Source organism: Stieleria neptunia (assembly GCF_007754155.1).
In the GTDB taxonomy this organism is placed as follows: Bacteria; Planctomycetota; Planctomycetia; order Pirellulales; family Pirellulaceae; genus Stieleria; species Stieleria neptunia.
Genome location: NZ_CP037423.1, coordinates 3,106,988 through 3,120,560, shown reverse-complemented (window position 1 = coordinate 3,120,560; position 13,573 = coordinate 3,106,988). Strand labels below are relative to the sequence as shown.

The 13,573-nt window shown below is 60.5% G+C and carries 9 protein-coding genes; 4 read left to right on the top strand and 5 right to left on the bottom strand.

The window, feature by feature from the left end; translation table 11 throughout:
* Positions 1-138 precede the first annotated feature (138 nt).
* Positions 139-615 carry a carbohydrate-binding protein gene (locus tag Enr13x_RS11005; RefSeq protein WP_145386098.1) on the bottom strand — a complete coding sequence of 159 codons (477 nt, stop codon included), beginning with the start codon at positions 613-615 and terminating at the stop codon, positions 139-141.
* 586 nt (positions 616-1,201) lie between these two features.
* On the opposite strand from Enr13x_RS11005, the gene Enr13x_RS11000 reads away from it, so the two are divergent.
* From Enr13x_RS11000 to Enr13x_RS10985, 4 genes are read left to right on the top strand one after another with little or no spacing between them, the layout of a single operon-like run.
* Entirely contained in the window at positions 1,202-2,086 is an 885-nt protein-coding gene (locus tag Enr13x_RS11000; protein WP_197455944.1) for an ABC transporter permease, read from the top strand.
* Positions 2,087-2,090: 4 nt separating this feature from the next.
* Positions 2,091-2,852, top strand: a complete 762-nt coding sequence (locus Enr13x_RS10995) for an ATP-binding cassette domain-containing protein (RefSeq protein WP_145386096.1) — start codon at positions 2,091-2,093, stop codon at positions 2,850-2,852.
* Positions 2,849-3,934 (top strand): MlaD family protein, encoded by a 1,086-nt coding sequence (locus tag Enr13x_RS10990; protein WP_145386095.1) that lies wholly within the window; start codon positions 2,849-2,851, stop codon positions 3,932-3,934. Before Enr13x_RS10995 ends, Enr13x_RS10990 begins: the two co-directional genes overlap by 4 nt.
* The gene (locus tag Enr13x_RS10985; RefSeq protein ID WP_145386094.1) at positions 3,934-5,205 is read left to right on the top strand and encodes a hypothetical protein; all 1,272 of its coding nucleotides are present in this window, start codon (positions 3,934-3,936) and stop codon (positions 5,203-5,205) included. The genes Enr13x_RS10990 and Enr13x_RS10985 overlap by 1 nt, the downstream gene beginning before the upstream one ends.
* 235 nt (positions 5,206-5,440) lie before the next feature.
* On the opposite strand, the gene Enr13x_RS10980 is transcribed toward Enr13x_RS10985, so the two are convergent.
* From Enr13x_RS10980 to Enr13x_RS10965, 4 genes are all read right to left on the bottom strand, one after another.
* Complete coding sequence (locus tag Enr13x_RS10980; protein ID WP_197455943.1) at positions 5,441-6,448, bottom strand: dihydroorotate dehydrogenase-like protein; 1,008 nt, start codon at positions 6,446-6,448, stop codon at positions 5,441-5,443.
* A 133-nt stretch (positions 6,449-6,581) separates the two neighbouring features.
* Entirely contained in the window at positions 6,582-10,151 is a 3,570-nt protein-coding gene (gene nifJ / locus Enr13x_RS10975) for a pyruvate:ferredoxin (flavodoxin) oxidoreductase (protein WP_145386093.1), read from the bottom strand.
* Between the two features lie 408 nt (positions 10,152-10,559).
* Complete coding sequence (locus Enr13x_RS10970) at positions 10,560-10,994, bottom strand: CBS domain-containing protein (RefSeq protein WP_145386092.1); 435 nt, start codon at positions 10,992-10,994, stop codon at positions 10,560-10,562.
* Positions 10,995-11,363: 369 nt separating this feature from the next.
* Entirely contained in the window at positions 11,364-12,884 is a 1,521-nt protein-coding gene (locus Enr13x_RS10965; RefSeq protein WP_197455942.1) for an RNA polymerase sigma factor RpoD/SigA, read from the bottom strand.
* Between the last annotated feature and the right edge of the window lie 689 nt (positions 12,885-13,573).

Here is a 13,573-nt window from a genome sequence, read left to right as displayed (position 1 = left end):
GTGGCATGTTCCATTCGCTCATCAATAGCCAATTTGCAATGTTCATTTTGCAGTTTGCAATCCCTCGCTGATGGCACCAATTGGGGGAAACGCAAGCTGGAAGCTTACGCCACTTTCTTGCTGACCGTGGACAAGGCACTAGGCGAGGCGCCATCGCGTGAGGGTGGCTCGAGCTTCTCCGCCGGTGATGTCGGGGGTGATCTTCAGTTCAAGCGTGGTGACGTCGGCCAGATCGACTCGGTAGTCTTCGGTCTCCTGCGTCGCCCCTTGGGGGCTGAAGTTCCATTGCTGGCGGACCAGTTCCTGGAAGGACGTGCCGCCGTCGGCTGACCAGCGGAGCACGAACTGCTGGGTCCGCTCGGTCTGCCGCTCGACAAATTCCAAGGCGATCCGACGAATGGATTGGGGTCTGACGAAGATCAACCGGATGGTCTGTTCGCCAGGTTCCGCGGCACGCCACTGCGAACCGCCTGCGGGGACCAACGCCGACTCAATCGGGGCGGCGGGGTCTTCCGATGTGACTTCGACGTCGGCGATCTGCTCCAGATCCAGCCAACCGTCGTCGGGAAGTTGAGCGGCTTGCTGCTCGGCGTTGGAGATGATCCGCTTCTTCATGGGCAGGGGTTCCGCCTTCGAGCACCGATCTGTTGATTGCAGATTGCAATCGCCTGGCCGCGTGCAAGGTGTTGATAGGAAAGGAGCTTACACGAAATCGAAGGCCTCCGAGCGGTCGGGGAGGGTGCTTTGTGACTGAGGATCAATCGATGACGCAAACCGACCCTCCCCTCGCTGCGCTCGACCCTCCCTGCCAGGGAGGGTGACTTACGTGAAGGCCTCCGAGCGGTCGGGGAGGGTGCTTTGGGGCTGAGGATCAATCGATGACGCAAACCGACCCTCCCCTCGCTGCGCTCGACCCTCCCTGCCAGGGAGGGTGACTTAAGTGAAGGCCTCCGAGCGGCCGGGGAGGGTGCTTTGGGGCTGAGGATCAATCGATGAGGCGAACCGACCCTCCCCTCGCTGCGCTCGACCCTCCCTGCCAGGGAGGGTGACTGTAAGACTGTGACGGTTACGCCGGTTGGAAGGTGGGGAGGGGGTGGGATGGCAACCGTTGCAACGGTTCGCTGGGGAGTGGAGGTGCGGTTCGGTCGATTGTGAGAATGAATCCAATTTTGTCCGTTCTAGGGTACCACCGTCGTTCACCGTGTTTCGCTCCTCCGTCCAGTCGCTGCATCTCGTTCGCTTGGCCGTGGCTCGCGCCACCGGCTGGGTCTGGCATTGGACGGGCAGCGTCGGGGATCTGTTCTTCGATCGATTCGGCCGCCTGTCCTCGATTGCGTCGGTGCTGTGGGCATCGCTGGCGCTGGCGGTTCATCCCGGATCGTGGACGTACGCGGTCCGCAACGTGTTTTCCAAGCAGGTGTTGTTCACGGCCGTCGACGCGATTCCGGCCGCGCTGCGATTCGGAGGCGCGGTGGGCGTGCTGTTGATCGTCCAGGCGGCGATGTGGATCGATGCCGCGGGCGTTTCCACCGAACTCGTCGCACCGATCTTGTGGCGTTCGATCGTCCGCGAGATCGCGCCGTTGTTGGCGTGTTTGGTGGTGATCGGCCGCAGCGGAATCGCGATCAGCACGGAGCTGGCGACGATGCGTGCCAACGGCGAGGTCGAAGTGCTCGACTCGCTCGGCATCGACCCGATGACGTTCCTGGTGATGCCGCGTGTGTTGGCGGTGATGATCAGTGTGTTTTGCCTGGCGATCATCACGGCGGTGACGATGGTCGTGACCGGCTATGCGGTGGGATTCGTGATGAATGCAATTCACACCAGTTGGAATGAATTCTATGGCGAGATCGCCGGCAACTTTGAACTCAGTGACCTGACGTTCTTCCTATCCAAAACGATGGTCGCCGGAGGGTTCGCGGGCGCGATTTGCTGTTTGGAAGGCGTCAATGCGCGAGGATCGATGACGGATGTCCCTCGGATCGCCAGCCGTGCGGGCATCCGAGCGCTGACGGCCGTCTTCGCCGTTTCGGCGATTTTGTCGATCCTGTTCTACAACAAGATCCTTGTCTTTCAATTCGGATAGGCCCTTGACCGGCAATGCCCCCACGACCGAATCAACGCCACCACAATGGGAGCTGGCTGCGCCGATTCTGGAATTCGATCAGGTGAGTTTCAAGGGAACCGGTGAGACGTCGATTCGGATGAACCAGTTTTCGGCAACGATCCGATCGGGCGAGTTGGTCGAAGTGGAACTGGAGCGGCAGCACAATCCCCGTGACCTGGTTTCGATGATGCTGGGCCTGAATCCCCCCGACGCGGGCGAGGTGTTGTACAACCGCCAAGATTGGCTGGGGATCGACTACGCGAGACACTTCCAGATGCGAAGTGAAATCGGGCGCGTGTTTGCGGGTTCGGCTTGGATCCAAAGTCTGACGCTGCGTGACAACATTCACTTGGCGATGCGACACCACGGCGTTTCGGAAACCGAGACGGAAGAGAAAGTGGAACACTGGATTCAGCGACTGTCGGGACACCAGCTCGCCAAGGTGAAATGGGCGTTGAAAAAGCGTCCTTCGGTGGTCGAGCCGTCGGTGCTGGCGTTGTGCCAGTTGATTCGCGCGATGGCCAACGGTCCGCGACTGTTGATTTTGGAACGCCCGCTTCGATTCATGCTGGAATCGTTGTACGACCACTTTGTCTCGGCGATCGACGATCTGCGTTCCTCGGGAACCGCGGTCTTGTTTTTCGCCGGTGACCGCGATGAATACCGACTCGAATTCCGCAGCCCGGTGATCAGCTGGCGGATCATCAACGGTACGATGAACACCAACGGGAGACGTCGGCCATGAACGAACCGTTTCGCCTCAGGTACGTCAATCAAATCGTCGGCGTTTTCCTGATCGTTGTTTTCCTGCTGTCGATCGTGATTTCGGTCCGCTTCACCAGCGATTTGGCGGTCAAGAAAGACCTGTTCTTTATCCATCTGCCCGAAGACATGGCGGTCCAACTGCGGACCGGCACCGAAGTGATCATCTTGGGTGAAACGGTCGGCCAGGTCGACGCGTTGGAATACATCGCCGATGATGATTTGGTTCGCGTGACGCTGGCGATCAATGCCAAACAGAGTGATCTGATCACGACCGATAGCGAGGTGACGCTGGATCGCAAGTACGGCGTCGGACCGGCCGTGGTTCGCCTGCGGCGCAATCGCCCCGAAGGCCAGACGGATCCGCCGCAGCGACTGCTGCCCGGTCAAACGATCACGCGGATCCAGAAACAGGACGACCAGGTTGATCGGATGGCCAGCAACATCGAAGCGGCCGGCAACTCGGTCGACAACGCCGCCAAAAAACTGCAACAGTCGCTTACCGAAAACATCGATCCGGCTTTTGGAAGCAGCGAGGAAACGTTCGAATCGCTGAAGCAAACCAGCGACGCGATTCGTCCGGAAGCCGTCGAGACGTTCGCCCAACTCCGCGAGACGACGGAAAATCTTGAAGCCGAATTGACCCGGCTGGCGCGGCGGGTGGATCAATTGGTCGACGGTGACATCCGCCAAACCGTCCAGCGGATCCGGGACTCTGCGACCGCCGCGACGGACGCCGCCGAGAGCGTCAAGAAGCTGGCGGCCAACATCGATGCCAAAAGCGACCAAACCAACGATGACATTGCGACCACCCTGGAGACGCTACGCGAGACGGCACTGCTGATTCAACGGTTGACCACCGAAACGCGTGACGTCGTGAGAATCGTCCGCAGCGAAGCCGAAGCATTGCCCGGAACGACCCAGCGCGTCAACGACACCGTCGAGGATACCCAGGATTTGGTCGGCGACATCCAAGACCATTGGCTGCTGAGACGGTATCGCGAAAACAAAGCGCCGACCAAGCAGGTGTCTCCGTCCTCGGTCCGCGGTGGAGGCGTTCGTTGATGGGCACTTGGTCGACCATTCCAAAAACTTGGTTCATCCTGGGCTGGCTGTCGATCATGGTGATCGCCGCGGGCTGCGCCAGTGGCCCCCAAGAAATCGTCGGCAAGGATTCCAAACTGCATCGCTACGTCGATGACGGCCGGGACGCGTACAACGAAGGCGACCTGGACGAAGCGGAAAAGAAATATCGCCAAGCATTGATGCGGGCCTGGGCGATCGATGATCCCTATGAATCCGGCACCGTGGCGTACAACCTGGCCGCCTGTTTGACCAGCCGGACCGAGTACCTGGAAGCGTCGGATTGGTTGGTCGACGCGCGGGTGGAACTTTGCCGCGCCGGAGCCTCGACCGGCAACACGTGGTTGCTGTCGGCAGAAATCGCGATCACGCAATCTCGATTCCAAGCTGCCGATCGCTTCGTCAACTACGCCGCGATGACCTGCCCTCCCTGTGACATCGTCGACACGTGCTGTCTGTGTGGGCCGGCGGGCCAGTGCGCCGATGCCCCCTGTGAAGATTGTTGCATGGTGCGGATTCCCGTCATCGGCGACAAGCTGAAAGAACAACAGCAGGACGATCGCTGTCACAGCGGCTATGAAGCTCGCATCGCATTGGCCCGGGCCCGGCTGGCGGCCAAGCAATTGGATTTGGCCGGAGCGAAGTCACACTTGGCGCGGGCCTGCGAATTGTCGATCGAATCGTGTGATCTGTCACTACACGCCGACCGGCATGACGTCGCGGCGCTGGTGCATGATCTGGAAGCCAATTTTTTGCAGGCCGGGGCGCACCGGGACCGCGAAGTCCAATTGTTGCGCTGCATCGGTCACTACCGCGAGATCCCCAACGTGCTGGATGCCGCGGCGCGCTCCTACGGCTCGGCCGAACGATTGGATTTGGCGGTCGACCGAATCATCCGCTCGGCGCGGACTCGTCTGGCCCGCGGCGACATCGAATCGGCATGGCAACGGATCCGTCACGCCAGCGATCTGGCGGCGGTGTGCGGTTGCGAAGCGGTGGAAATCCGTCTCAGCCTGACCGCCAAACTGATCCGCGAGTTGCTCGGGGACGAGACCGAGTTGCTCGATGACGACGTGAGTGAAGAAGCTTCGGAAGAAGAAGCTCCGGATGACGAAGCCCCGGTTGATGAATCGGACATCGGCCCTGACGGATCGCCCTTGAGCCTGGATCCGCCGGAGCAAGCGGCGAGCCGACCGCTTGATCACCTCAGTGATTGGATCCAGGCGAGCGGCTTGAGTGACTTGGTCGACTGAGGGTGAATCATCGGACGACGCCCTTTCGAGGTCGTCGGACAAAGTCCGACGGGCGACGGCCCGGAAGGGCCATCGTACACCAGAAAAGCGATCGCATTAAGCTGGACGGTCTCTAAAGGCTAGACACCAGCGCGACCTGCTCGCACACCTTACCGCGCGGAATCGCACCGGCGGGCATCGAAGAGGCGCATCCCCTCTTTTCCGCAGCACCCTCAGTTTAAAAGTTGACGAAGCACTAGACTTTTGTCGTGTAGGACGTCAGTGCTTTCATGTAGTTGGCGCGTTTGAGTCCTTCGGGGTTGGAGCAGTTGTTCATGCTCATGCTGCCCTTGAGTTGTTCGACAGAGAAGTAGCCGTTCTCGTCCATCCACTGAACCAACTCGTTGCGGAGGACTTGGAGGTGGTCGATCCCATGCTTGAGCAGTGTGGATGCGATCATCACGGCGTCGGCGCCGACCAGCAACGCTTTGGCGGTATCCAATCCCGAGTGCACGCCGCCGGTGGCCGCGATCGACGCTTCGATCCGGTCTCTCAGGATCGCGATCCAACGCAGGGCCAATCGCAATTCTTCAGGCTGGCTGAGTTGGAGTGCGGGCACAAATTCAAGCGTCTCCAGATCGATCTCCGGTGAGAGGAATCGATTGAATAGCACCAATCCCGCGGCTCCCGAATCAACCAAGTCACAGCCGAAGGTGGCCGGGGAGGAAAAGAACGGTCCCATTTTGACGGCCAACGGGATGCGCAACTGCTCGCGGACCGACGAGACCAGTTCGCGGTAGTGGCGTTCGACATCGGCCGAGGAGACACTGGGGTCGGTGGGCACCAAATAGATATTCAGTTCCAGCGCATCGGCACCGGCTTGCTCCATCAATTCGCCGTAGTATTTCCACCCGCCGCTGCTGAACCCGTTCAAGCTGGCGATGACGGGAATGCAAAGACTCTCCTTGGCATCACGGATCAGCTGCAAGTATTCTTCCGGCCCGGTGTTGTAGCGTTCCAGCTCGGGAAAGAAGCTCAACGACTCGGCCATGGAATCCGATTGATAGGCGTGCAAGCGTTCGAACTGCTCTCGTTCGTGTTCGATTTGCTCTTCGAACAGTGACGGCAACACGACCGCCGCGGCGCCGGACCGCTCCAGATGCAACAGCGATTCGACGCTGCCGGTCAGTGGGCTGGCCGAGGCGATGAAGGGGTTTTTGAGTTCCAGGCCGAGATAGCTGGTGGCAAGGTCGATGCTGGTCATTGAAAATGAGTCCGTGAGTCGCGTGCGTCGTTGCTGGAATGACAGGCTGGAAGCCTATCCCACGTCAGTCGTGTAGGGCATGCTGTGCATGCCATCCGTCGTCAGGCACAGCCTGACCTACGTCGGTCGGTGCTTAAACATCGGTTTGTTGAAGGTCGGGATTGTCTCGCTCGACACCGGCCAATTGTTGGTAGTAGTGCCAGGTGTCGTCGATGTCTTTCTGCGCAAGCTCCATCAATTCTTGCGCTCGTTCCGGTTTGGATCGGGCGAGCATGGCGAACCGGGCTTCCTGCATCGCGACTTCCTTGAAGGGCTTGGACGGTTTGCGGCTGTCCAGGTGGAAGGGATGCTCGCCGGCATGGGCATCGCGGGGGTCATAGCGATACAGCGGCCAGAACCCGCTGCGGACCAAGTCGCGTTGATGGGTCATGGCGGTGGACATGTCGATTCCGTGCGCGATGCAGTGGCTGTAGGCGAGCAGCAGTGACGGGCCATCGTAGGATTCCGCTTCTTGGACGGCACGAAGCGTTTGGGCGGGGTTGGCGCCCATCGCGATCTGAGCCACATAGACGCTGCCGTAGGCGACGGCCATCGCGCCCAAGTCTTTGCGGTGCACGTTACGGCCCTCGGCGGCAAATTTGGCCGTCGCGGCCCGCGGCGTCGCCTTGGACGCCTGGCCGCCGGTGTTGGAATAGACACCGGTATCGAGCACGATGATGTTGACGTTGCGCCCGGTGGCGAGCACGTGGTCCAGCCCGCCATAGCCGATGTCGTAGGCCCAACCATCCCCCCCGACGATCCACACACTTCGCTCGACCAGGGAATCGGCGATCGCCGACAATTCCAACGCGGGTGCAGAACCGAGTGATTCCAGACGCTGTTTCAGTTGCTCGATGCGATCGCGTTGATCCTGGATCTCCGCTTCGCCGCGTTGTTTGGACTCCAGGATGGCGTTGGCCAGCCCGCCATCGACTTGGTCACTCAGTTGGCTGAGCAGGGCGCGGGCGCGTTCACGTTTACCGTCCAGCCCCAACCGCATCCCCAATCCGAATTCGGCGTTGTCTTCGAAGAGAGAATTGGACCATGCGGGGCCGCGTCCCTGGGCATTGGTCGACCAAGGCGTGGTGGGCAGGTTGCCGCCGTAAATGGACGAGCACCCGGTCGCGTTGGCGACGACCATCCGGTCGCCGAACAGCTGCGACAACAATTTCAAGTACGGGGTCTCGCCGCATCCACCGCAGGCACCGGAGTACTCGAACAGGGGCAACATCAGCTGAGCGTCCTTGACCTTGGTCGTATTCAATGTCGTCCGATCGGGATCGGGAAGCTGGTCAAAGAACCCGAATCGCTCGCGTTCTCGATCCAGATGTTCGCTCTTGGGCAGCATGTCGATCGCCTTGTGTTTGACGACCTCCTTGCTCTTGGCCGGGCAGACATCGACGCAGACGCCGCAACCGGTGCAGTCCTCGGGAGCCACCTGGATCGTCAGCGCCGCCAAACCGTTGCCGCCGGCCGCGATCCGCACGGGAAACGCATCCGGTGCCTGGTCGAGCAGGGCTTCGTCGAAACGTTTGGTGCGAATCGCAGCGTGTGGGCAAACCATCGCGCAGAGGCCGCATTCGATGCACAGATCGGCATCCCAAATCGGGATCTGGTCGGCAATGTTTCGCTTTTCGTACTGTGCGGTTCCGGTCGGGAAGGTGCCGTCGACGGGCAGGGCGCTGACCGGCAACAGATCTCCCTTGCCGGCGATCATCATGCCGGTAACACGCTGGACGAAATCGGGCGAGTCGAGCGGAACCGGCGGTAGCAAGTGCACCGTGCTGGACGACGTGTCGGGCACCGTGACTTTTTGGATCGATGCGGTCGAGGCGGCGATCGCGGCGAGGTTTCGATCGACGACGACCGGACCACGTTTGCCGTACGTCTTGCGCACCGCTTCTTGCATGTGTTTCATCGCCTCGTCCATCGGCAGCACGCCCGAGAGGGCAAAGAAGCACGTCTGCATGACGGTGTTGATCCGACCGCCCAGCTCGTTTTCTCGGGCGATCGTGCCGGCATCGATGACGTAAAACTGCAGGTTCTTGGCGATGATCTGGCGTTGGATTTCGTCCGGCAGATGATCCCACACAGCGTCGGCATCGTAGGGACAATTCAACAGGAACGTCGCGCCGGGTGCCGCGATTTCTAACAGGTCGCGTTGCTGCAAGAAATTGAATTGATGGCAGGCGACAAAGTTGGCTTGACGAATCAAGTACGTCGACTCGATCGGCTCGGGGCTGAAACGCAAATGCGAAACCGTCACCGCACCGGCCTTTTTGGAATCGTAGACGAAGTAGCCTTGCGTGTGCAGCGGTGTGTTTTCGCCGAGGATCTTGACGGTGTTTTTATTCGCGCCCACGGTGCCGTCGCTGCCGAGTCCGTAGAACACGGCGCGGGTGACGTGATCGGGTTCGTCGTAATCCGCTTCGTCCCACGCCAGACTTTGTAACGTCACATCGTCGTGAATTCCGATCGTGAAGTGTTGCTTCGGCGCGTCGGCGTTCAATTCTCTCACGACCGCCATGGCCATCGCGGGAGTGAACTCTTTGCTGGACAGCCCGTAGCGTCCGCCGATGACTCGGGGGATCGGCACCGACCGACTCCACCACGTCTGGGTGACCGCCGTGACGACATCTTGATAAAGGGGTTCGCCGACGGCCCCGGGTTCCTTGGTGCGATCGAGCACCGCGATCTGCTTGACCGAATCCGGCAACGCGTCGATGAACCGATTCACATCGAAGGGCCGGAACGCTCGGACTTTCAGCAGACCGACTTTTTCGCCGTCGCGGTTGAGCGCGTTGACCGCTTCTTCGGCCGCACCGCATCCCGAACCCATCATCACCAAAACCCGCTCGGCGTCGGAAGCACCGACATAGTCGAACAGCTTGTAGTGTCGGCCGGTCAGCTCGGCGAATCGGTCCATTTCCTCCTGCAGGATGCCCGGCATGGCGTCATAGAACGAATTGACGGCTTCGCGAGCCTGGAAAAAGACGTCGGGGTTTTGTGCCGTTCCGCGGAGCACGGGCCGGTCGGGATCCAGGCTCCGCTCGCGGTGCTGCAGCACCAGATCGATATCGATCATTTGCTCGATCGTGGCCGGATCGATCAACTGGATCTTGTTGATTTCGTGCGAGGTTCGAAAACCGTCAAAGAAGTGCAGTAGCGGAACGCGGGCGCGCAGCGTGGCCGCTTGGGCGACCAGCGCCAGGTCGTGTGCTTCCTGGACCGAAGAGGAGGCCAACAATCCGTATCCGGTGGTGCGTGCGGCCATCACGTCGCTGTGATCGCCAAAGATCGACAAGGCGTGGGTGGCAAGACTGCGGGCGGCGACATGGATCACCGATGGTGTCAACTCGCCGGCGATCTTGAACATGTTGGGCAGCATCAACAACAGACCTTGCGATGCCGTGAAGGTGGTCGTCAGCGCGCCGGCTTGGAGTGAACCGTGCAGGGCACCGGCGGCACCGCCCTCGCTTTGCATTTCAACGACTTGTGGGATCGTGGACCACGCATTGGGGAGACCGGCTGCCGACCAGCCGTCGGCGAATTCTCCCATCGGCGTCGCCGGCGTGATGGGATAGATGGCGATGACTTCGTTGGTTGCGTAGGCGACTCTTGCAACCGCTTCGTTACCGTCCAGGGTGGCGAACTTGTCTTGCACGTCGGAAGCTCCTGCTGATGCTTAAAAATGGACAAGAGCCCAAAGAGCAAATGTTGGGCCGCGAGAAAGGCGCGCGGCTGGGCACACTTGTGACGGACCCGATCAATCGTCCAACCTGGAGAACAATGGGGTCCCCCCGCATCGACGCGACGCAAGGGTTTCTGAAGGAGTGGGCCTTGGTGGCACACATGAGGGCATGACGGCACGGAACTGACGACCAAACCGTACGCCCGGACGCTGGCGGGAACCGGCTGATGGCGACGGGTGATCGCTGGCCTGACCCCGTCACGGGGGCGATGGAATTTTGGGGACGTGCGCCCCGGAGGTGGCGCTACGCTGACCTCCGGAGACTCGCTGAAATCCCTCCGGGAGACTCGGTCGCTGACGCTCTCCGTTGACACCTACGTCTCAGACCGTCGAGGACGTGGGGCCTTCCTGGCGAACCAATTCGCCGATCTCTTCGAATTCCTCGCTGAGCAGACTGAGCACGTCGTCCAGCGTGACCAACCCGATCAACTGGCCGGCGTCGTCGACCACGGGAAGCCGACGGTGGGCGCCGCGACGCATGATCCCGATCGCCGCCTCGATCGGCGTGTTTTCGGTGACGCTCTCGGGCAACTTGCTCATCACCATCTCCAACTCCGTCATCGTCGGATCGAGTCCCTTGGCGACGACGCACATCGTCAAGTCGCGATCGGTCACGATTCCGATCGGACATTGATTTTGGTCGAGAACGATCAGCGTTCCGACGTTGCGTGTTTTCATCCGAATCGCGGCGGCTTGTGCGCTTTCATCCGGCGCCGCAACATCCACCGTGCGTGTGCAAATACGTCCCACTGACATAGCGATTCCCCTGTGCGTGGCAGCTTCAGCCGAATCGAACTTCAAGTGCGTTCCGCTTGCGAGACAAGTCGAACAGGGCCGGCGACGAAGTGGCCGAATCGACTCCGCGCCGGCGTGACCGGTGGGTGCAAGTTGGGTGCCAATCGATGTGGGGTGGTCATCGTGATTGCCGAAGGGCAATCGGGGGGAGCGCAAGCTGGAAGCTTACGCCACCTACTCGTTTCCAGGCTCATGCCTGGGAACGCACTTCTCGCGAGGCTCCCGCCTCGCATGCTCGGAGGCGAAGCCTCCGGGCCATCCCGTTGACGAGCCTGCGGCTCGGGGAGCGCAAGCTGGAAGCTTACGCCACTTGGGGGCTGATGCCACTTGTTAGTCGACGAAGCCGATGAGTTCCAGGTTGGACTGGCCTTCGCTCAGTTTCTTCAGCGCACGACTCTCGATTTGACGGACCCGTTCTCGCGAGACGTTGAACACTTGGGAGACTTCGGTGAGCGTGTATTCGTGCCCATCGCCCAGACCGAACCGCATCTTCAGGATCTCGCGTTCTCGCCAACTGAGGCGTTCCTCCAAAATCCGATGCAGCCGTTGGTGCAGCATCCGCAGGTCCGTGTTCCGATCCGGCCGATCCACGCTACTGGCTTCGACCAGATCACCGAGTTCGCCGTTTTCATCCGAACCGATCGGTTGCTGCAGACTGGCCAGATTCTGGCTGGCCCGCAGGATCGCTTCGGCCTGCTCGGACGAGGTTTCGGCCGCGGCGGCGATTTCGTCCCCCGACGGCACCCGGCCGAGTTCATGACGCAAATCGTTGTCGATCCGTTTCATGCGTGTGATTTCGGGGTTCACGTGGGCGGGCACCCGAATCGTTCGCCCCTGGTCACAGATCGCGCGGGTGATCGCCTGACGAATCCACCAGGTCGCGTAGGTGCAAAACTTGAACCCGCGCTGATGCTCAAATTTTTCGACCGCGCGAATCAACCCCGCATTGCCTTCTTGGATCAAATCCAGGAACGCCAGACCGCGATTGCGATACTTTTTGGCGATCGAAACGACGAGCCGCAGATTCGATTCGCACAATTCGTTTTTGGCGGCATTGAATTGACTCTGGGCGCTGCGAACCCTGGCCACCTGGCGCGACAATCCCTCCGGCGTCTGTTGGACACTTGCAAGGATCTCCGCCAACTCCGCCCGCGACTGGCCATCACCACGATCGGCCAATTGCTTCACGCGACGCTCCAAGGCGAACAGTTTTCCGGTCTGGCTGCTCAGAAACTCGATCCGCAACCCCAGCTCTTCGACCAGTTGGATCGCGCGTCGACGACGGTTGCCGATCTTGCCCCACAACGCATCGCGGCGGCGGCGACTGGACGTGCGGATCGCCTGTTCGTAGTCGTGCCGATTGAGTCGCAGCAGGGCTTCGAGCGTGCGCAGATTGTGGGGCATCCGACCTTCGATTTGATCTTTCTCCAGGCGAGTGCTGACTGCGACCTGGATGAAACGATCGAACCGAAGCTCGCCCCGGTGGACTTGGCCCAACACGTCGATGGCATCGCGGAGTACGAAGTCCGCCTCGAGCAACTGGCTGCGCAGCCGTTTACGGTGGTGATCGATTTTGATCGCCACCTCGGCCTCCTGCTCCCTGGACAGCAATCCGACCCGTTGAATTCGCGCCAGATACGACTCCACCGCATCGTCCAGTGATTTCGCGGAGTCGTCCCCCTTGGCGGCCCCCCGCGACCGCTCGGTCGGTGCGGGGCTTCCCCGACGAGTCGTCCCAGCGGCATGCGACGGTGACGAATCTTGGCGAAAAACGGCGGTGGTTTGCGGACGTGCAAACGCATCAGACGGCGTTTCGGAAAACGCACCGAACGTTGCACGACGGTTGTCCATTGACATCGTGCGGATAGCTGCCGACGGGGAAATCGGATGGGTGGGCATTGCCGCAACACGGTCGCATTGCGGCGATGGATCAGAAGAGAACCACCGGGACCCCGAAGCGGGGCGTGGCCGAATGAATAGTAGCGCCCGACCCTGGTCGGGCAAGTCTGCCCCGATCGCAAACTCCGCGCGCCAGCACTTGATCTCGGCTCACAGGCTTGCGCCCCATGCCACCGGAGGGCTCGCGCCCTGTTGCTAAATCGAAAAGCGACTTACCTCAAAATGGCTCCCCTCTCCCCCGAACAAGCCACTTCGTTGATTCTGATTGATCGTGGGCGTCACATGATTTTAAAATGCCAATACGTTGCGACGACGAGAGGCTTGTTTGGGGGTGAGGGGGAATCCGCATGACGAAACGACGATGCAATCCCAAGATCACCGGGTTTGTTCGTGATCAGCGCGGCGGATCGAATGAATTCGAAAACTCGGTTTAGCAGATGATGCGCAAATCGTGGTTGCACCGGAGAAAAGTTTCGACGTGAGTGTCCGATGGGGCGATACACCGTTGATTTCTGCTCTGTCTCCAGATCCAACCGGGGTTCGAGAGTGTGTCGTTGCCACAATCCAGCAACGGCGCACAGTATAAATCCCCCTCACCCCCAGCCCCTCTCCCCCGATTCCTGACTCGCTTAGGCTCGCCA